Source organism: Phaeobacter sp. JH20_29 (assembly GCF_048056175.1).
In the GTDB taxonomy this organism is placed as follows: Bacteria; Pseudomonadota; Alphaproteobacteria; order Rhodobacterales; family Rhodobacteraceae; genus Phaeobacter; species Phaeobacter bryozoorum.
Genome location: NZ_JAYMWO010000011.1, coordinates 126,684 through 146,440 on the forward strand (window position 1 = coordinate 126,684; position 19,757 = coordinate 146,440).

The window sequence follows — 19,757 nt, forward strand, 5'->3', positions numbered from 1 at the left end:
ATGCCGCTCCGCAGAAAACAGGACTGACGCTAGGGCAAAAACTGGACCTATGAAAGTTGGCCGGAACTCGGATGGGGAGAACTGGTTTCCGAAAAGTCTGACTCTGGCTGTGTCAAAACGGCAAACGCCCGGCCGGAGCCGGGCGCTTGCAGATGCCTTTGGTACAGCCCCTGCGGGCTGTACCAAATTGATGGCTCTATCAGCGCTCCTTGACGTAGGGCTCTCCACCGGCTTTGGGCGGAACCGCCTTGCCGACGAAGCCTGCCAGGATCACCACGGTCAGGATGTAGGGCAGCGCGTCCATCATCTGCACCGGAATCACAAAGTTGCCGATTTCGATGTTCTGAAAACGCAGGGCCACCGCTTGAAGCAGGCCGAACAGAAGGCAGGCACCAAGCGCGTGCCAGGGGCGCCATTTCGCGAAAATCAGCGCTGCCAGGGCGATAAAGCCGCGACCGGCTGTCATGTCCTTTACGAACCCGGCCTGTAGCGCTGTTGCAAGATAGGCACCGGCAATGCCGCAGAGCAGGCCACAGATCATTACCGCTGCATAGCGCAGACCGACAACGGACACGCCGGCGGTATCGACAGCTGCGGGGTTTTCCCCGACCGCGCGCAGGCGCAGGCCAAAGCGCGTACCAAAGAGGATCCAGGCGGTAGCAGGCACCGCGAGGAACGCCAGGTAGACCAGCACGGAGTGACCGGAAAGCAGCTCGCTATAGATCGGGCCTAACACAGGGACATCCGCCAGCGCATCTGCAAACGGCAGGCTGAGAGGCTCAAACCGGCCGCCCGAGAACAGCGAGGGTGTGCGCCCGCCCTGCTGGAACCAGTCCTGCGCGATCAGTACGGTCATGCCTGCGGCCAGGAAGTTGATCGCCACACCGGAGATCAGCTGGTTGCCACGGAAGGTGATCGAGGCGAGCCCGTGCAGGCCACTGAGAACCAGCGATGATGCGATACCGGCCAGGAGGCCGAGCCAGACATTGCCAGTGGTCGCAGCCACCGCCGCCGAGAAGAAAGCGGCCATCAGCATTTTGCCTTCAAGGCCGATATCGAAGATCCCCGCCCGTTCGGAAAACAGTCCAGCCAGACAGGCCAGCAGCAGCGGTGTTGCGAGGCGAACGGTGCTGTCGAGCACCTGGATCAGAGTCAGAAAATCCATCACGCTTTCCCCCGGCGCAGAGCAAGGAAGATCCGTTCAAGCGGTCCTCGTACCATATTGTCCAGCGCGCCTGTGAATAGGATCACCAGTGCCTGAATGACGACGATCAGTTCCCGCGGGATGCTGGTCCATAGGGCCAGCTCCGCGCCGCCCTGATAGAGGAACCCGAACAGGATCGCGGCCAGAAACACGCCAAAGGGATGGCTGCGCCCCATGAGTGCCACGGCGATGCCGATGAAACCGGCGCCCTCGGTTGAGTTCAATACCAGGCGCTCGGCCTCGCCCATCACATTGTTGGTGGCCATCATGCCCGCCAGACCGCCAGAGATCAGCATCGCAATCATGGTGATCTTGACCGGCGAGATTCCGGCGTAAAGTGCGCCATATTCGGAGTTGCCATAGGCCCGGATCTCGTAGCCCAGTTTGGTACGCCAGATCAGCAACCAGACCGCAACGCAAGCAGCAAGCGCGACGAGGAAGCTCACATTGGCAGGTGCCGCCTTGGAAAACTCGATCCCGATAGGTGCGAGGAGCTCATGCAAGGACGGCAGGTGGACAGCTTCGGCAAAACGGGCTGTCGCCGGGTCCATCGAGCCTTCTGGACGCAGGAGATTGACCAGCACGTAGTTCAGAACGGCCGCCGCAATAAAGTTGAACATGATTGTGGTGATCACGATATGGCTGCCGCGCTTCGCCTGAAGATAGGCGGGGATCGCGGCCCAGGCCGCACCAAAAAGGGCAGCACCCAGGCTGGCAAAGATCAGTGCCAGCGACCAATGCGGCCAGGGAACATAAAGGCATACGAGGGCCACACCCAAACCACCGAGCATCGCCTGACCTTCACCACCGATGTTGAAAAGCCGGGCGTGGAAGGCCACGGAAACGGCCAGACCCGTGAACAGGAAGTTGGTGGCATAATAGAGCGTATAGCCCCAGCCATAAGTGGATCCAAGCGCGCCCGAAACCATCAGCTTCACGGCGGCAATCGGGTCTTCGCCAATGCCAAGAATCACCAAGGCAGACAGAATAGCGGCCAATACGAGGCTGATCAGCGGGATCAGTACGACATCGGCCCATTTAGGCATTTTATCCATTTACGCGGCCTCCCCCGCGACACCGGCCATCAACAGGCCCAGCTCTTTCTCATCGGTCTGATCGGCCGGGCGCTCGCCCATGATCATTCCGTCAAACATCACTGCAACACGGTCGGCGAGTGACAGGATTTCCTCCAGTTCAACCGAGACCAGCAGGATCGCCTTGCCCTGATCGCGCAATTCGACGATTTGCTTGTGAATAAACTCAATGGCGCCGATATCGACGCCCCGTGTCGGCTGCCCAATCAGCAACAGGTCAGGGTTGCGCTCGATTTCGCGGGCAACAACGATTTTCTGCTGATTGCCGCCGGAGAAATTCTTGGCCGCAAGCCAGGGGTCCGGGGGGCGTACGTCAAACTTGGCCATCTTGGCCTCGGTATCGGCGCGCAGCGCAGCATTGTTCATTAACAGGCCGCGTTGGTATTCGGGCGCGTGATGATAGCCGAACGCCACGTTTTCCCAAGCGTGGAAGTCCATGATCAGACCTTCGCGCTGACGGTCTTCGGGAACGTGGGCCACATGTGCTGCGCGACGGGCGCGGGCATCGGATCCGGCACCTGACAGGGGCAGCGTCGATCCATTGAGACGAATGGTGCCCTGACCTTCGCGCATGCCGCCGAGCACCTCCATCAGTTCGGATTGACCGTTGCCGGCCACCCCGGCGATGCCAAGGATCTCTCCCGCACGCACGGTCAGGTCGATATTCTTCACCCGCGCAACGCCCGCCTCATCGACAACACTGAGGTTCTCGATCTCAAGGATCGGCTTGCCGGGAGTGGCGGGAACCTTGTCCACCCGCAGCAGCACCTTGCGTCCCACCATCAGTTCGGCCAGATGTTCGGGGCTGGTTTCAGCGGTTTTCACGGTCGCGGTCATCTGGCCGCGGCGCATCACCGACACCGTATCGGTATACTCCATGATTTCGCGCAGTTTGTGAGTGATCAGGATGATGGTTTTGCCCTCGGCACGCAGCCTGTCCAGAATGCGGAACAGCTGGTCGGCCTCTGCGGGGGTCAGAACCCCTGTCGGCTCGTCCAGAATCAGAATGTCGGCCTGGCGGTATAGCGCCTTCAGGATCTCGACACGCTGCTGCATGCCGACACCGATTTCGTCGATACGGGCATCGGGATCAACGTTCAGCTCATATTCTGCTGCCAGGTCTTTCAGCGAATTTCGGGCCTTGCTGAGAGAGGGCTTCAACAGTTTGCCATCCTCGGCGCCGAGGATGATGTTCTCCAGTACCGTGAAATTCTCAACCAGCTTGAAGTGCTGGAACACCATGCCGATCCCTGCCGAGATCGCCGCCTGGCTGTCGGGAATCTCGGTACGTTTCCCGTGAATCCAGACCTCACCCTTATCGGCTTTGTAAAAACCGTACAGGATACTCATCAGCGTTGATTTGCCTGCGCCATTCTCGCCGATGATCCCATGGATCGTGCCGGGGGAAACACGGATTGAGATATCCTTATTGGCCTGAACGGGGCCAAAGGCCTTGGAGATGCCTTTTAGTTCAATTGCTGGTGCCGTCATTCGGGCTCCCCTTATTCATCCTGGATCGGTTGGCACAGATTCACGCCGAAGCGAGCGGCGGTTAACATGTGCAATTTGGCCAACCTAGGAAAAACCAAACCCGGAGGCGGCAAAGGCGCAGCCTCCGGGCAATATGAAACCCCCGGTCACCACCATAATCATCAAGAGGATCACGGTGGGCCGGGGGGCAGTTCAGTACTTAGAAGGACAGAGCCGGGCAGCTGTCATCCGACATGTAGTCATGCACGGTGATTTCGCCGGTTGCGATCTTGGCTGCGGCTTCATCAGCGGCAGCCTGCATCTCTTCCGTGATCAGCGATGCGTTGTTATCGTCAACCGCAAAGCCGACGCCGCCGTTCGACAGGCCCATGACGGAGAAGCCGGTTTCCAGGTCAGGACCGTCGGTGAAGGCTTCGAACACAGCGTTGTCGACGCGCTTCATCATGGACGTCAGAACTTTGCCCGGGTGCAGGTGGTTCTGGTTGCTGTCCACACCGATTGACAGGATGCCTTCGTCGGCGGCGGTCTGCAGTACGCCAACACCAGTGCCGCCCGCAGCTGCATAGACAACATCAGCGCCCTGGCTGATCTGCGCCTTCGTCAGTTCGGAGCCCTTGACCGGGTCATTCCAGGCCGCAGGGGTGGTGCCGGTCATATTGGCGATCACAGTTGCGTCCGGGTTTGCGGCCTTCACGCCCTCGGCGTAGCCGCAGGCAAATTTGCGGATCAGCGGGATATCCATACCGCCGATGAAGCCCACTGTTCCCGATTTGGACGCTTTGGCCGCCAGCATACCGACAAGGTAGGAGCCTTCATGTTCGTTGAAGACGACAGAACGCACATTCGGCGCATCAACAACCATGTCGATGATCACGAATTTGGTGTCGGGGTAGTCGGCTGCAACCTGGCCCAGAGCGTCGGCAAAAGCAAAACCGGCCATGACGATCGGGTTCGCGCCCGCTTCGGCAAAGCGACGCAGGGCCTGCTCACGCTGAGCTTCGGATTGCAGTTCGATTTCGCGGAAGCTTTCGCCGGTTTCCTCAGCCCAACGCTGCGCGCCGGTGAAGGCGGCTTCGTTGAACGATTTGTCGAACTTGCCGCCCAGATCAAAGATCAGTGCAGGCTCTGCCAATGCGGCACCCGCTGTCAGCGCCACGGCCGCCGCGGCGCTCATCAGGGATTTCATCAGGGTCATAGGGGTACTCCCAATTTGTTGTTCTTGTTGCGGCCAGTTTGACCGCCCCAACCCATGTGTTTTTAAAAAGGTGCGACAATTTAGGCCGTAGCCTGCGGAAAGGGTCAACCGTTTTTTGACCTTTTGGTGTTATTCTGCGGTTTCGGCCTTGCGTAAACTGACGCACATGAGCACTGCGTCCACTGAAGACGCGCCTTCGCGCGGGTAGTAGCCGACCCGCCGCCCGGTTTCGGCGAATCCATAGGAGTGATACAGGGCACGCGCCGATCGGTTGTCTGCGGCAACTTCCAGAAAGCCATCGGTTGCATCTCTGGCCAGCGCGGCTTCCTGCCAGCTGTCCAAGACCATACGCGCAAACCCTTGACGCCGGTAGTCAGGGTGGGTCGCTATGGTCAGCAGTTCGGCCTCTCCAGCGACAACGCGTCCCAAGGCAAAGCATCGTGTATCGCCGACAGCATAGCTGAACGGGCTGTCGAGCAGGGCAGAAAATTCATCCGAAGACCACGGGCGCCCCTGCACAAAGGCAGCCCGATGGGTGTGGGCCATGTCCTGTGGTGTCAGATTTGAGGGACAGTTTCGTAGCATGGTCGACCGAAGGTATCAGCCATCAATCAGCGTTGGTGGGGCGTCTCTTGCCGGCGCGGCATCAGCAGCCCGCAGGTACAGCGGGGCAGGGGCAACTGCTTCTGTTTGGTAACGGTCGGCGGCGTTGCGGGCGATGGCTTCGGCGATATTCGGCGGAGTTGCCTCGGCCAGCAACTCTAGATCATGCGCGGCGGCAACCGCCTGCGCTTCAACAAGTGGCATCAGCCGGGGCTCGCCTCCGGGAGGCAGTGCATAGACATGATCGCGAGGTGCGGGCACCGCAGCGAGAGTGCCGGGGTGATGGCGTGCGTCAAATCCGTTTACACCGACTGCCGGAATATCCAGCCCCAGCGCCAAACCGCGTGCAGCGGACACGGCGATGCGAATGCCTGTGAAGTTTCCGGGTCCGATACCGACACCAATGGCATCAAGATCCGCCCAAGCTGCGCCACCTTCGGCGAGCACCTCGTCCAGCAACGGCATCAATCGTTCGGCCTGGCCGCGAGTCATCTCCTCCAATCGGGAGGCCAGCACCGTGTCCCCACGCAACAAAGCGGCCGCGCAATGCGCGGCCGATGTATCAAAGCCAAGGACGAGAGCGTCAGACGGCAACGGGGCGAACCTCGGTCACTTCGGGGATGTAGTGGCGCAGCAGGTTTTCGATGCCCATCTTCAGCGTCAGTGTCGACGAAGGGCAGCCTGCGCAGGCGCCCTGCATATGCAGGTAGACCACTCCACGGTCAAAGCCGTGGAAGGTGATATCGCCGCCATCCTGAGCCACAGCAGGGCGCACGCGGCTGTCCAGAAGCTCTTTGATCTGGTTGACGATTTCGCCATCCTCACCGGTGTGTTCCGCATGGCCAGAGGTCTGTTCGCCACCTTCGGAAATCACCGGCTGACCTGACTGGAAATGTTCCATCACCGCGCCGAGGATCGCCGGTTTGATGTGGTCCCATTCAACCGTCTCTGCCTTGGTCACGGTTACGAAATCGTTGCCGAAGAACACGCCAGTCACGCCTGCAACAGCAAAAATGCGCTGCGCCAAAGGCGATGAGCCTGCGGCCTCTGCGCTGGGAAAATCAGCTGTGCCCATTTCCAGTACGGTCTGGCCCGGCAGGAATTTCAGCGTCGCCGGGTTGGGCGTGGATTCTGTCTGAATGAACATGTCGGGCCTCCTTAAAGCGTGGCAGAGATATGCGCCTCCGGTCGGCTTAAGTCAAGATTTGGAACGGTTCTAAAGTTGCGGAACCTTGTGGCGCGCGCTGGGGCCTTTCGCTTCGGATCCACTCGCGGCGAGTTCGTGCAACCCGCAGATCGGTCAGCTTGGCAGCGATCAGGTGATCGCTTCCAGTTTTTCTTTAGACAGATCGCCGGGTACGATTGTGATCGGCACCGGCAGGCTGCCGGATGAGCGACTTAACTGGGTGACGAGGGGACCAGGGCCTTTGCGGTCGTCACCGGCGCCCAGTACCAATACGCCGATTTCGGGATCAGATTCGATCTGGGCGATAATCTCTGGCACCGCTTCGCCTTCGCGGATCACGAGTTTGGGTTCGATACCTTGCCGGTCGCGCATCCACTTCGCGAATACTTCAAAATGGGCGTGTATGCGTTCGCGGGCCTCTTCGCGCATCACTTCGCCGACGCCAATCCAATGATTGAATTCGTCGGGTGGAATCACCGAAAGGATTTCAACTCCGCCGCCAGTCTTGGCGGCACGCATGGCGGCGAACCGCATGGCGTTCAGGCATTCGCGGCTGTCATCCAATACCACAAGAAATTTGCGCATATTGATCCTCTGGTTGTTCCGTCTGGATCATGGCGCAAGCCATCCCCCGGCGCAATAGATGAGCACAAAGGCTAGTCGCACGCAGCTATCCACGGCTGCTTGTTGCCCAATCCCAATAGAGATCCCGTGTGCGCTTGGCGATTGGTCCGATCTGGTATTGCCGATCGTCAAAGGCGGCAACTGGCGTGACCTTGCTCATATTGCCGGACATGAAAACTTCGTCGGCGTCTTCAAAGTCTTTATAGCCAAGCACCGTTTCATGAACGGTGACACCATCTGAGCGCAGGTTTGCGATGTGACGGGCACGGGTGATCCCTGCAAGGAAGGTGCCATTTGCAATCGGAGTAAAGACCTCTCCGTCACGCACCATGAAAATATTGGCCGTGGCGGTCTCAGCGACATTCCCCATGGCATCGAGGGCGAGCGCGTTGCTGAATCCTTTTGCGCGCGCTTCACGCAGCATGCGGGCGTTGTTCGGATAGAGGCAACCGGCCTTTGCATTGACCACAGAACTCTCCAGCACGGGCCGGCGGAAGGAGGTGCGTGTCAGAGTCGCTACAGCTGTCGGGGCAGCCATAGGGATTTCTTCCAGACAAAGAGCAAACTGGGTGCTTGCGGGTTCCGGCGCGATCATCGTGGAATCGCCCTCGGTCGCCCAGTACATAGGGCGGATGTAGACCGCGGCATCTGGTGCAAAGAGAGCGAGACCCTCTTTGGCGATGGCGACCATATCGTCGACGCTGACGGTTGGAGCCATCATCAGCGCGTGGGCCGATGCGTTGGCTCTGGCGCAGTGCAGATCAAGGTCGGGCGTGACACCATCGAACAGCCGCGCACCGTCGAAAACCGACGATCCAAGCCAGGCCGCATGGTCAGCGGCCTTCATGATTGCCACATCGCCCTCATGCCAGCTGCCGTTGAAATAGGTGCGAATGGTCTTGCTGATCGCCATGTCGGGCCTCGTTTTTGGGGTGCTGGAACAGGCTGACCCTAGGACGCAATGGGTCAGTCGTCCAGACCTTTTCCGGTGGGTTCTTCCGCCATATGGGTGGGTGTCGGGCGGTGCCTTGATGCCGCCGCTTCAGGCCGGTTCTGGGGCTTCCAGCCCCAGCTCTCGCAACACGCCACGCATCTCGCTTTGCCACCGTGCGCGCAGCTCTGCGTTGCTGCGATGGCGCAACCCCAGTGTGCGAAGGGCTTCGAATTTGTCGGAGTCATCGACCCCAAAGCTGATGGCGACACGCGGCCACCAGTAACCGATGGACTCCTGCAACATGCCGATGTCGCCTTCCTGGACGAGACGCGACAGGCCTTCATGGGCAAGCCGCGCGTGATGCGCCTCAATCGGTTGAATGGCGCGGAAGGCCTCGGCCAAGGGCTGGTAGGAGATCATGGACAGTTCTGCCAATTGCACGGCAACGGCGCGTCCCATCAAAAGGTTCATCACCACTGCATCGGCCCAGCCTTCGAGCGGGTAATTGAACACAGCAAGGCGCCGGTCATGTTTGGATCTGGCCTGATCCAGTCCAGCCTCGCGGTCCAGTCGGGCTGTCCAGGGGTGGTGGTCGACATAGCGCTCCGTGTCGGCCCCGAAATCGCCCATGACCTGCAAGACCCGGTCTGCATTGGCGGTTTTTTCCAATACGATCCGGGCGGCAGCCATGCGCGATTTGATCCCCGGGCCTTCGTTTATGATATCGACAAACCCCGCCGCTCCCGCCAGCGCGCTATCCACGAAACTGGCCATGATGGTCATCAGCTCAGCGCGATAGCGTGGCGGTACGTTGGAAGGATTGCTGAGGACGCCACCGGCCGCCAGATAGCTCTCAATGCTCATCTCGTCACTCATGCGATTGTCCTCTTGAGTCTGTTGCTGTGTGTTTCGTCCTGATCGCTCGGGCTCTAACCTAGTGGGCTATTGATCGTAGTCCACCACCACCTGATCACTCAGCGGATAGGCCTGACAGGACAGCACATAGCCTTTTTCGACCTCGTAATCCTCCAGCGCGTGGTTGGCGACCATTTCGACCTCGCCCTCCAGCACCTTGCAGCGGCAGGTGGAGCATACACCTGCCTTGCAGGCATAGGGCGCGTCCATGGCGTTCTCCAGCGCCGCGTCCAGCAGGGTCATGTCCTTGCCCATTTCGATGGTCTGGGTGGCGCCGTCCAGCGTAATCGCGGCCTTGGTCTGGTTGGCGCTGCTGGCCGCATCCGTTGCGGTGGCCTTGCGCTTGGCGCGGCCCGGCTGAGCAGATGCGAACAGTTCGAACTTGATCTGGCTATCGCCTAGACCGGCGGTGCGCAGGGCACTGGCAATACCCAGCATCATCGGCTCCGGGCCGCAGATAAAGGCGGTGTCGACCGACTGGATGTCGATCCAGTGCTCGAACAGCTGGGCGCATTTCTCCTCAGTCACCAGACCGGTGAACAAGTCGATTTCCTGAGCGTCGGATTCCAGTACATGGATCACATTGAAGCGGCCCATGTAGAGGTTTTTCAGATCCTCCAGTTCCTCGCGGAACATGATCGTGTTCACGCCCTTGTTGGCGTAGACCAGCGTGAAGGAGGATTGGGGTTCGGCCTCAAGCGTTGTCTTGAGGATCGACAGCACGGGCGTGATGCCTGAACCGCCGGCAAAGCCCAGGTAGTGCTTTTGCGCCGTCCCGTCGAGCGGGGTGAAGAAGGTCCCCATCGGCGCCATCGCCTGCAGGGTATCACCCGCCTTCAGCTCGGTGTTAGCCCAGGTCGAAAAGGCGCCGCCGTCGACGCGCTTGATGCCGATCTGCAGGATGCCTTCGTCCTTGCCGGCGCAGATCGAGTAGCTGCGGCGCAGTTCCTCGCCGTCGAAGTCGCGGCGGAAGGTCAGGTACTGGCCTTGGGTGAAATCGAATTCCTCAGCCGCGCCACCCGCGGGCTTCAGGGTGACAACCACCGCATCGCGGATGGTCTTGCGGACGTCGGTGACTTCAAGGTCGTGAAAGCGCGCCATCAGGGTCTCCTCAGATGCACTTGAAATAATCAAAGGGTTCGAGGCAGTCCTGGCATCGCCAGTGGGCCTTGCAGGGGGTCGAGCCGAACTGGCTGACCTTGGTGACATGTTTGCTCCCGCAGTGCGGGCATTTCTCGGGGCCGCCAGCGGGCTGGGGCGGGGCGATGCCGTAAGCCTCCAGCTTGGTGCGGCCTTTTTCCGACAGCCAATCCGTGGTCCAGGCCGGCGAAATCTGCGTTTTGAGCCGCAGATCAGTGATGCCGCGGCCGCGCAGGGCGGTCTCAATATCCATGGCGATCACCGCTGTGGCCGGGCAGCCTGAGTAGGTCGGGGTTACGGTGACCACCAAAGTCTCCCCTTCCCAGGCCACATCGCGGATGATGCCCAGGTCCACCAGCGAGATCACCGGGATCTCCGGGTCCGGCACGGCGTCGAGCCAGTCCCAGACTTGGGTGATGCTTGGCTGAGTTGTCACTTGGCTCATGCGGTTACCCTCATTGGCTGTTCCGCCCGGACTTCCCAGCGGAAGCGGGCCTCACCCCCGTTTGACGCCGGGGATGCCCTCAGTTCCTTGGCCGAGGCCTTACCACTTGGCGCCGGGATAGGCGCGCTGCAGCCATTGCATCTGGGTCAGCAGTTGGCCCAGATGCTCTGTGTGCATCGCACCGGTGCGCCCGCCTTTGTGGGCGAAGCGGCTTTCGGGAATGGTCAGCGTCGCATCACCCAGGATGCGGGAGATCAGCGCGTCGTATTCTTCGCGCAGGGCCGCCGGATCGGGGGCGATGCCAGCCTTCACCATTTCGGCGTCCACATCGTCGGACTGGAACATCTCGCCCACATAGGGCCACAGGTAATCCAGCGCCTCCTGCATCCGGCGGTGGCTTTCCCCGGTGCCGTCGCCCAGGCCCACCACCGTGTCGGCAGAGCGTTCCAAGTGATAGGCCACCTCTTTCGAGGCCTTCTCGGCAATCGCGGCAACCCGCTCGTCCGAGGATTTCATCAGCCGGCCCAGCTGGATCGAATGCCAGGCGTCGAACAGGAACTGGCGCATCAGGGTGCGGCCGAAGTCGCCGTTCGGCACCTCGCACAAGAGCACGTTGCGGAAATCCCAGGCGTCGCGCAGGAAGGCGAGATCGTCGGCGGATTTGCCGTCGCCTTCAACTTCGGCGGCAAGGCCGAGCCACATCTGGGTCTGGCCGATCATGTCCAGCGCAGTGTTGGCCAGCGCGATGTCCTCTTCCAGCACCGGCGCGTGGCCGCACCATTCGCTGACCCGGTGGCCGAGGATCAGGGTGTTGTCCCCCATCCGCAGCAGGAACTGGAAAAATGCGTCTTCGCGGGCCATTACATCGCCCCCACTTCTTCGGGGATGTCAAAGAAGGTCGGGTGGCGGTAGACCTTGCTTTCCGACGGCTCATAAAGCGGGCCCTTGTCGCTGGGCGAGGAAGCGGAAATGTGGTTGGCTTCCACAACCCAGATCGACACGCCTTCGTTGCGGCGGGTGTAGACGTCGCGGGCGTTCTTGATCGCCATTTCGGCGTCGGGGGCATGCAGGGAGCCGACGTGGCGGTGGCTCATGCCGTGCTGGCCGCGGATGAAGATTTCCCAGAGGGGCCATTCGTTTTTCATGTCTCAAATCCTCCTGGCTGAGGGGGCGCTGTGCGTCAGGGCGGAGCGCCGGAATGCTTGGGGTTATTCGGCGGCGTGCTGGCGCGCGGCTTTCTTCTTGGCGTGGGCAAGGAGGCCGTCGCGGACCCAGGCGCCGTTGTCCCAGGCCTTGTTGCGGGCGGCGAGGCGGTCAACGTTGCAGGGGCCATTGCCCTGGATCACGTCAAAGAACTCACTCCAGTCCGGGTCGGTGTAGTCGTAGTGGCCGCGTTCCTCGTTCCATTTCAGGTCGGGGTCGGGGATCGTCAGGCCCAGGTATTCGGCTTGCGGCACGGTCTGGTCGACAAACTTCTGGCGCAGTTCGTCGTTGGTGTTCATCTTGATCTTCCAGGCCATCGACTGGGCGGAATGGACCGAGTCCTTGTCGGAGGGCCCGAACATCATCAGCGACGGGTACCAGAGGCGGTTCAGCGCGTCCTGGGCCATTTTCTTCTGCTCCGGGGTTCCTTCCGCCATCTTGCGGATGGCGTCATAGCCCTGGCGCTGGTGGAAGCTTTCTTCCTTGCAGATGCGGATCATCGCGCGGGAGTAGGGGCCAAAGGAGGTCCGCTGCAGCGGCACCTGGTTCATGATCGCCGCGCCATCCACCAGCCAGCCGACCGCGCCGATGTCGGCCCAGTTCAGCGTCGGGTAGTTGAAGATCGACGAATACTTCATGCGGCCGTCCAGCAACATTTCGGTGATCTCGTCGCGGGAGGCACCCAGGGTTTCCGCCGCGCAGTAGAGGTAGAGACCGTGGCCTGCCTCATCCTGCACCTTGGCGAGGAGGATCGCCTTGCGCTCTAGCGTCGGCGCGCGGGTGATCCAGTTGCCCTCGGGCAGCTGGCCGACGATTTCGGAATGGGCGTGCTGCCCGATCTGGCGGATCAGCGTTTTGCGGTAGCCTTCTGGCATCCAGTCCTTGGGCTCGATCTTCTCGCCCGCGTCGATGCGCGCCTGGAAGGCCGCCAGCTTTTCCGGATCGTCCTGGGTCGCTTCGGATTTGATCATCTGAGCATACATGTCTGGGACCTCCCCTAGGGTTCGTTACACGCGTTCGAGGATCAGGGCGGTGCCCTGACCGACGCCGACGCACATGGTGCAGAGCGCATACCGCCCGCCGGTGCGCTGAAGCTGATAGGCAGCGGTCAGCACCAGCCGCGCCCCGGACATGCCGAGCGGGTGGCCCAGTGCAATCGCACCGCCGTTGGGATTAACATGGGGTGCTGCGTCCGGAAGGCCAAGCTCGCGCAGGGTGGCAAGGCCCTGGGAGGCAAAGGCCTCGTTCAGCTCGATCACGTCCATCTGTTCGATGGTCAGGCCGGTGCGGGCCAGAACCTTGCGGGTCGCGGGCACCGGGCCGATGCCCATGATGCGCGGCTCGACCCCTGCGGCGGCCATGCCGACGATGCGGGCCATCGGTTTCAGGCCGTTCTTCGCCGCAGCCGCTTCATTCGCCATCAGGATCGCCGCAGCGCCGTCGTTGACGCCGGAGGCATTGCCTGCGGTCACGGTCTTGTCCGGGCCGTTGACGCCCTTGAGGCCCGCCAGCTTCTCGGCCGAGGTGCCGGGGCGGGGGTGTTCATCGGTGTCCACCACCAGATCATCGCCCTTGCGCTGGGGGATGGAGACCGGGGTGATCTCGTCCTGGAAGATCCCGGCCTCATGCGCGGCGGCCCAGCGGGCCTGGCTGCGGGCGGCGAAGGCGTCCTGATCCTCGCGGGAGACGCCGTAGTCCTCTGCCACATTATCGGCGGTTTGCGGCATCGAGTCGGTGCCGTACATCTCGTGCATCTTCTTGTTCACGAAGCGCCAGCCGATGGTGGTGTCATAGACCGCATTGGCACGGGTGAAGGCAGAGGTGGCCTTGGGCATCACGAAGGGCGCGCGCGACATGCTTTCGACGCCGCCGGCGATGGCCATGTCATAGTCGCCGGCCTTGATCCCGCGGGACGCCATGCCGACCGCATCCATGCCGGAGGCGCAGAGGCGGTTGATGGTGGTGCCGGGCACAGAGGTGGGCAGACCCGCCAGCAGCGCCGCCATGCGGGCCACGTTGCGGTTGCTTTCACCGGCCTGGTTGGCATCGCCAAAGATCACATCGTCGAGGGAGCCCCAGTCCACGTCCGGGTTGCGCGCGGCAAGCGCGGCAATCGGCAGGGCGGCAAGATCATCGGTACGCACCTGGCTCAGCGCGCCGCCGTAGCGGCCGATCGGGGTGCGGGTGGCATCGCAGATGAAAGCATCCATGGGTGTTCGCGTCTCCTGTGGCGGCAGTAGATAAGCCGACCATTTAGTCGGTGATACGCGCAGAAGTGATTCTGGGCAAGAGAGATGTAACCAGATCGAACAAAGTGGTGGAATTCTGTAACGTATTAATGGTTCTCTTGCTGATCCTTCATATTTCGGTCGCTCTGCGCCTTTGCGCGTATGATCCATTCAGCGTCGCAGTGGCTGTCGAAAATAGTTTACATGTTGACTAATTGCGAGTGTCCGCTCTGATTGGAGAAGCGCGAGGTATCTGTTCGCTGCGATCTTTGCGGTGATCGGAAAGGGGAGGGGTGAATGAATATTCTCTATATCATGTTTGACCAGCTGCGGTTTGACTACCTCAGCTGTGCTGGGCATCCACATCTACAGACGCCTCATTTGGATGGGCTGGCACGGCGCGGGGTCCGGTTCACCAGAGCCTATGTGCAGTCGCCCACCTGCGGTTCTTCCCGTATGTCGAGTTACACCGGGCGCTATCCCTCAAGCCACGGGGTGCAGTTCAACGGTTACCCGCTGCGGGTGGGCGAATGGACAATGGGTGACCACTTGCGCAAGACCGGGATGAGTTGCCACCTGATTGGCAAGACGCATATGGTTGCCGATGCCGAGGGGCTGGAGCGTCTGGGTCTTGCCCCTGACAGCATCATCGGTGTGCGCCAGACGGAATGCGGTTTTGACCCATTTGTCCGTGACGACGGGCTGTGGGCTGAGGGGCCGGACGGTTTTTATGACAGTAAGCGAAGCCCCTATAATGAGTATCTCAAATTGCAGGGCTACCCCGGCGACAACCCCTGGAGCGATTTTGCAAACGCCGGCGTGGATGGTGACGATATCGCCTCTGGCTGGTTCATGGTCAACGCAGACAAGCCCGCCAATATCGCGGAGGAGGACAGTGAGACGCCCTGGCTCACCCGTGAAGCCATGCGGTTTATCGAAACTGCGGAGAGGGAGGGCGATCAGCCGTGGTGTGCGCATCTGAGTTACATCAAGCCGCATTGGCCATATATTGTGCCTGCGCCTTACCACGATATGTATGGTCCTGAGCATGTTCTGCCCGCAGTTCGTTCGAGCGCCGAGCGCGAGAATGCGCATCCGGTATTTGCCGGTATGATGAACAATCAGATTGGTCAGGCCTTCTCCCGTGAGGAAGTGCGTCAGAAGGTGATCCCCGCCTATATGGGGCTGATCAAACAGGCTGACGATCAGATGGGTCGGCTGTTCTCCTGGCTTGAGGCAACCGGGCGAATGAAGGATACGATGATCGTGGTGACCTCGGACCATGGCGACTACCTCGGCGATCACTGGCTGGGCGAGAAGAACCTTTTCCATGAACCGTCGATCAAGGTGCCGCTGATCATCTACGATCCGCGGCCCGAGGCCGACGCCACCCGCGGCACCACCTGCGATGCACTGGTCGAGTCGATTGATCTGCTTCCGACATTTCTGGAGGCAGCGGGCGGCGCGGCGGCACCTCATATCCTGGAAGGGCGCTCATTGATGCCCTTGTTGCGCGGCGAAACTCCAGAGTGGCGCGACTACGCGGTGGCCGAGTTTGATTATGCGACGCTCCCCCTGTCCGAAACACTTGGCCTGGCTCCGAAAGATGCGAGGCTGTTCATGATCGTGGATGCGCGCTGGAAGTTCATGCACGCTGAGGGCGGGCTTCGGCCCATGCTGTTCGATTTGCAGGAGGATCCAGATGAGCTCGTGGATCTTGCCAAAACGAAGGCGCATCAGGAGGTGATCGACCTCATGTACGATCGACTGCTCGAGTGGGGGCTGCGGATGTCGCAACGCATTACCCTTTCTGACGAGCAGATTGCCAAGCGCCGAGGGAAATCGGCGCGCAAAGGGATCCTGTTAGGCGTCTATGAGCCGTCGGAGGTGGATGCAACCCTGACCGAGGCCTATCGTCGACCGGTTCCGAAAGCTGAGAGCTGACCGTCTAGCGCCCAAATACCGCGAGACGCACCGTCACGACCCGCAGGCAAATCGTGATGCTTGGCAAGCGGCGCAGACGCGCGGCATGATATCTCTTGTCAGGTCACGAAGCCGGATTTAGGGTCGGCATCAAGTTTGCGGAATGATGTTCCGCATGGCGAAATGTGCGGGGGTGACGTCTGCGTCCTGATCCGTGCCTGCCGCAAGGCAGCTGCGTTCCCGCGGTTGGAGCCTGTCGAAGTTTTGATCGGCATCGCTCGCAATAAGAGGAAAGATCCATGACTGAAGCCGTTGTTTATGAGCGTATTGGCGATATTGCAGTGCTGGGCGCGCAGAACCCGCCAGTGAACGCTCTTGGCGTTGACGTGCGCCGTGGGCTTCTTGCCGGGATTGAGCGCGCCGAGGAAGAAGGCGCACGTGCCGTACTGATCTACGGCGAGGGGCGAACCTATTTCGCTGGCGCCGATATCCGCGAGTTCGGCAAGCCGATGCAAGAGCCCGGATTGCCTGACCTGTGCAACCGCATCGAAGCCGCCAAGCTCATCGTGGTTTCTGCCCTCCACGGCACCGCGCTGGGCGGTGGGTTGGAAGTGGCGCTGTCGTCGCACTACCGGATTGCAGTGCCAAGCGCCAAGATGGGCTTGCCTGAGGTGCATCTCGGCATCATCCCGGGCGCTGGGGGGACGCAGCGGCTGCCGCGCGTCACCGGAACCGAGGCCGCGCTGGAGGTCATCACCACCGGCCGCCATGTGTCGGCGGCAGAAGCCTTCGACAAGGGGGTCGTTGATCGTATTGCGGAGGGCAGTCCCCGCGAAGTCGGTCTGGCTTACACCCGTGAATTGCTGGACCAGGATGCGCCGCGTCGACCGGTCTGTGATATGTCGGCACCGGAACCCATCGATTTCGATGAAGCCTATGAGAGGGTGCTCGCCCGGGGCCGCGGTCAGCTGTCCCCGGCCGTCGCGGTGCGTGCCGTTCAGGCTGCATGTGAAGCCAAGAGCTTTCTTGACGGGGTGCGCCAGGAGCGAGAACTGTTTAAGAAGCTGATGGAGAGCGATCAGCGACAGGGTCTGATCCACGCATTCTTTTCGGAGCGCGCGGTCAGCAAGCTGCCAGAGCTGGCCGATGTGACCCCGCGCGACGTTGCCTCGATGGGGGTGATTGGTGGTGGCACGATGGGCGCAGGCATTGCAACCGCCGCCCTGTTGTCGGGGCTGCCCGTAGTACTGATCGAACGTGATAATGCGGCGACGGTCGCAGCTCATGAACGGATCGAAGGCAATCTGAAAGGGGCGCTTAAACGCGGCAAGATCGATCAGTCGCAGTTTGATACCATGATGAACAAGGCGCTGCAGCTGGCGACGGATTATGCAGCGATGTCGCAGGTCGATCTGGTGGTCGAAGCCGTGTTTGAAGACATGGACGTCAAACGCGACGTTTTCTCGGCGCTGGATACGCATTGCAAACCCGGCGCAATTCTCGCCAGCAACACGTCATATCTCGATATCAATGAAATCGCTGCTGCGACGCGCCGACCGGCGGATGTGATCGGGTTGCACTTCTTCTCCCCGGCGCATGTGATGAAACTGCTTGAGGTCGTGGTTGCAGATCAGACCGCGCCTGATGTGGTCGCCACCGGAATTGCCCTTGGCAAACGGCTGAAGAAGATCTCTGTGCGTTCAGGTGTCTGCGATGGCTTCATCGGCAACCGGATCATGAACAGCTACCGCAAGGCTGCCGATTACATGGTGCTCGACGGAGCCTCACCCTACCAGATTGACAAGGTGATGACCGGGTTCGGATTTGCGATGGGGCCATTTGCGGTGGCGGATCTGGCAGGGCTTGATATCGGCTGGGCAGCCCGCAAACGGCGGGCGCCGACACGCGATCTCCGTGAGCGGGTTGTGCATTTTTCCGATATGCTCTGCGAAGCTGGAGATTTCGGGCAGAAGACCGGCCGGGGTTTTTATGTCTACGAAGAGGGCAAGCGCGGCGGGACCCCAAATCCACAGGTATCCGAGTATATCGAACGCGATCAGCGGGATCAGGGCGTGACGCCGCAGGTCTTGGCCAATGACGAGGTCCTGCGGCGCTACATGTGCGCGATGGTCAATGAGGCGGCGAAGGTTGTCGGCGAGGGCATAGCCCGGCGTCCGCTGGATGTGGATATGGTATTGCTGTTCGGCTATGGCTTTCCGCGGTTTTGGGGCGGTCCGCTGAAATGGGCTGACCTGCAAGGTTTGGATAGCATCCTCAAGGACATCAAACGCTATGCCAAGGAAGATGCGTTTTTCTGGCAGCCGGCGCCTTTGCTGGAAGAGCTTGTCGCCGAGGGCCGCAGCTTTGACGATCTCAACAAGGAGGCCCGGTGAGATGAAACAGGCTGTCATCGTTTCCGCTGCCCGCACTGGGTTGGCCAAGTCTTTTCGCGGATCGTTCAACCAGACCCATGGCGCGACTTTGGGCGGCCATGCCGTAGCTGCAGCCGTCGAGCGGGCTGGCCTAGATGGTGGAGAGATCGAGGATTGCATTATCGGCTGCGGGTTCCCCGAACAGGCTACGGGTCACAATATCGGACGTCAGATTGCGCTGCGCGCGGGATTGCCGCAGACCGCAGCAGGCATGACTGTGAACCGGTTCTGCGCCTCGGGTCTTCAGACCATCGCGCTTGCGGCCCAGCAGATTACAGCCGAAGGGGCTGGCCCGATGGTTGCAGGTGGGGTCGAGAGCATCTCCATGGTGCAGCCCAATGTGAAGCAGGTGCAGGACCCCTGGTTGCAGGCGCACAAGCCAGACGTTTATTTGGCCATGATCGATACCGCAGATATCGTTGCCGAGCGTTACGGGATCAGCCGGGAAGCGCAGGATGCCTACGGGCTGCGCAGCCAGCAGCGGATAGCAGCGGCGCAGGGTGCAGGGCTGTTTGACGACGAAATCGTGCCCATGCAGACCGTTATGGCTTTAAAAGATAAGGAAACCGGTGAGGTTGGCACCCGCGAGGTGACTGTGGATCGCGACGAATGTAATCGCCCGCAAACCACTTTGGACGGGCTTGCCGGATTGGACCCGGTGCGTGGCGAGGGCAAGTTCATTACCGCAGGAAACGCCAGCCAGCTTTCCGATGGTTCGGCGGCGGTCGTGATGATGGAGGCCACCGAGGCAAGCCGTCGAGGGCTGAACCCGATGGGGGCGTTTCGCGGGTTCTGCGTTGCCGGCTGTGCGCCTGACGAAATGGGCATCGGCCCGGTACATGCGGTGCCGCGCCTGCTGGAACGGCACGGGCTGACAGTCGCGGATATCGATCTGTGGGAGCTGAATGAGGCTTTTGCCAGCCAGGCGCTCTATTGCCGTGACCAGCTCCGTATCCCGGATGAAATCTGCAACGTGAACGGCGGATCAATTGCCATCGGCCATCCCTTTGGCATGACAGGCGCACGAATGGTCGGGCATCTGCTGCGTGAGGGCCGTCGACGTGGGGCCAAGCTGGGTGTTGCAACCATGTGCATCGGCGGCGGCATGGGGGCTGCGGGCCTGTTCGAGATCTACTGACT

The 19,757-nt window shown here is 60.9% G+C and carries 19 protein-coding genes; 3 read left to right on the forward strand and 16 right to left on the reverse strand.

The genetic code is table 11. The features are described 5' to 3' along the window. Positions 1-199: 199 nt before the first annotated feature. The 16 genes from VWZ85_RS08140 to pcaF form a co-directional block, all read right to left on the reverse strand. Positions 200-1,165 carry an ABC transporter permease gene (locus VWZ85_RS08140; RefSeq protein ID WP_340544331.1) on the reverse strand — a complete coding sequence of 322 codons (966 nt, stop codon included), beginning with the start codon at positions 1,163-1,165 and terminating at the stop codon, positions 200-202. Next, positions 1,165-2,259: an ABC transporter permease gene (locus tag VWZ85_RS08145; RefSeq protein ID WP_416587748.1), complete on the reverse strand. Its 1,095-nt coding sequence runs from the start codon at positions 2,257-2,259 to the stop codon at positions 1,165-1,167. Before VWZ85_RS08145 ends, VWZ85_RS08140 begins: the two co-directional genes overlap by 1 nt. After that, positions 2,260-3,789: an ABC transporter ATP-binding protein gene (locus VWZ85_RS08150; protein ID WP_416587751.1), complete on the reverse strand. Its 1,530-nt coding sequence runs from the start codon at positions 3,787-3,789 to the stop codon at positions 2,260-2,262. A 199-nt stretch (positions 3,790-3,988) separates the two neighbouring features. Beyond that, positions 3,989-4,984, reverse strand: coding sequence for a BMP family lipoprotein (locus VWZ85_RS08155; RefSeq protein WP_416587754.1), 996 nt, complete (start codon positions 4,982-4,984; stop codon positions 3,989-3,991). 129 nt (positions 4,985-5,113) lie between these two features. Next, the gene (locus tag VWZ85_RS08160) at positions 5,114-5,530 is read right to left on the reverse strand and encodes a GNAT family N-acetyltransferase (protein ID WP_340544335.1); all 417 of its coding nucleotides are present in this window, start codon (positions 5,528-5,530) and stop codon (positions 5,114-5,116) included. A gap of 54 nt (positions 5,531-5,584) precedes the next feature. Continuing rightward, complete coding sequence (tsaB, locus tag VWZ85_RS08165) at positions 5,585-6,181, reverse strand: tRNA (adenosine(37)-N6)-threonylcarbamoyltransferase complex dimerization subunit type 1 TsaB (protein ID WP_416536465.1); 597 nt, start codon at positions 6,179-6,181, stop codon at positions 5,585-5,587. Next, entirely contained in the window at positions 6,171-6,734 is a 564-nt protein-coding gene (locus tag VWZ85_RS08170; RefSeq protein ID WP_340544337.1) for a NifU family protein, read from the reverse strand. The genes tsaB and VWZ85_RS08170 overlap by 11 nt, the downstream gene beginning before the upstream one ends. Positions 6,735-6,902: 168 nt before the next feature. Continuing rightward, entirely contained in the window at positions 6,903-7,358 is a 456-nt protein-coding gene (locus tag VWZ85_RS08175; RefSeq protein WP_340544338.1) for a universal stress protein, read from the reverse strand. Between the two features lie 85 nt (positions 7,359-7,443). Then, positions 7,444-8,310 carry a branched-chain amino acid aminotransferase gene (locus tag VWZ85_RS08180; protein ID WP_416536466.1) on the reverse strand — a complete coding sequence of 289 codons (867 nt, stop codon included), beginning with the start codon at positions 8,308-8,310 and terminating at the stop codon, positions 7,444-7,446. A 129-nt stretch (positions 8,311-8,439) separates the two neighbouring features. Next, positions 8,440-9,207: a Phenylacetic acid catabolic protein gene (locus VWZ85_RS08185; RefSeq protein WP_416536467.1), complete on the reverse strand. Its 768-nt coding sequence runs from the start codon at positions 9,205-9,207 to the stop codon at positions 8,440-8,442. 66 nt (positions 9,208-9,273) lie between these two features. Next, positions 9,274-10,347 carry a 1,2-phenylacetyl-CoA epoxidase subunit PaaE gene (gene paaE, locus VWZ85_RS08190; RefSeq protein ID WP_416587756.1) on the reverse strand — a complete coding sequence of 358 codons (1,074 nt, stop codon included), beginning with the start codon at positions 10,345-10,347 and terminating at the stop codon, positions 9,274-9,276. A gap of 10 nt (positions 10,348-10,357) precedes the next feature. Then, positions 10,358-10,831, reverse strand: coding sequence for a 1,2-phenylacetyl-CoA epoxidase subunit PaaD (gene paaD, locus VWZ85_RS08195; protein WP_416587759.1), 474 nt, complete (start codon positions 10,829-10,831; stop codon positions 10,358-10,360). A gap of 99 nt (positions 10,832-10,930) precedes the next feature. Then, entirely contained in the window at positions 10,931-11,692 is a 762-nt protein-coding gene (gene paaC, locus VWZ85_RS08200; RefSeq protein WP_416587761.1) for a 1,2-phenylacetyl-CoA epoxidase subunit PaaC, read from the reverse strand. Beyond that, positions 11,692-11,976, reverse strand: coding sequence for a 1,2-phenylacetyl-CoA epoxidase subunit PaaB (gene paaB, locus VWZ85_RS08205; RefSeq protein WP_008562338.1), 285 nt, complete (start codon positions 11,974-11,976; stop codon positions 11,692-11,694). The genes paaC and paaB overlap by 1 nt, the downstream gene beginning before the upstream one ends. A 63-nt stretch (positions 11,977-12,039) precedes the next feature. Further along, entirely contained in the window at positions 12,040-13,017 is a 978-nt protein-coding gene (gene paaA, locus VWZ85_RS08210; RefSeq protein WP_416587763.1) for a 1,2-phenylacetyl-CoA epoxidase subunit PaaA, read from the reverse strand. Positions 13,018-13,041: 24 nt separating this feature from the next. After that, a complete protein-coding gene (pcaF, locus tag VWZ85_RS08215; RefSeq protein WP_416545536.1) occupies positions 13,042-14,244 on the reverse strand; it encodes a 3-oxoadipyl-CoA thiolase in 1,203 nt (400 codons plus the stop codon). Positions 14,245-14,559: 315 nt separating this feature from the next. On the opposite strand from pcaF, the gene VWZ85_RS08220 reads away from it, so the two are divergent. The 3 genes from VWZ85_RS08220 to VWZ85_RS08230 all read left to right on the forward strand — a co-directional run bounded on the left by VWZ85_RS08220 (position 14,560) and on the right by VWZ85_RS08230 (position 19,755). Further along, positions 14,560-16,206 (forward strand): sulfatase-like hydrolase/transferase, encoded by a 1,647-nt coding sequence (locus VWZ85_RS08220; RefSeq protein ID WP_416587766.1) that lies wholly within the window; start codon positions 14,560-14,562, stop codon positions 16,204-16,206. A 278-nt stretch (positions 16,207-16,484) separates the two neighbouring features. Continuing rightward, on the forward strand, positions 16,485-18,578 hold the full coding sequence (locus VWZ85_RS08225; protein WP_416587768.1) for a 3-hydroxyacyl-CoA dehydrogenase NAD-binding domain-containing protein: 2,094 nt from the start codon (positions 16,485-16,487) through the stop codon (positions 18,576-18,578). A 1-nt stretch (position 18,579) separates the two neighbouring features. Further along, the gene (locus tag VWZ85_RS08230) at positions 18,580-19,755 is read left to right on the forward strand and encodes an acetyl-CoA C-acyltransferase (protein ID WP_416537209.1); all 1,176 of its coding nucleotides are present in this window, start codon (positions 18,580-18,582) and stop codon (positions 19,753-19,755) included. Positions 19,756-19,757: the final 2 nt, after the last annotated feature.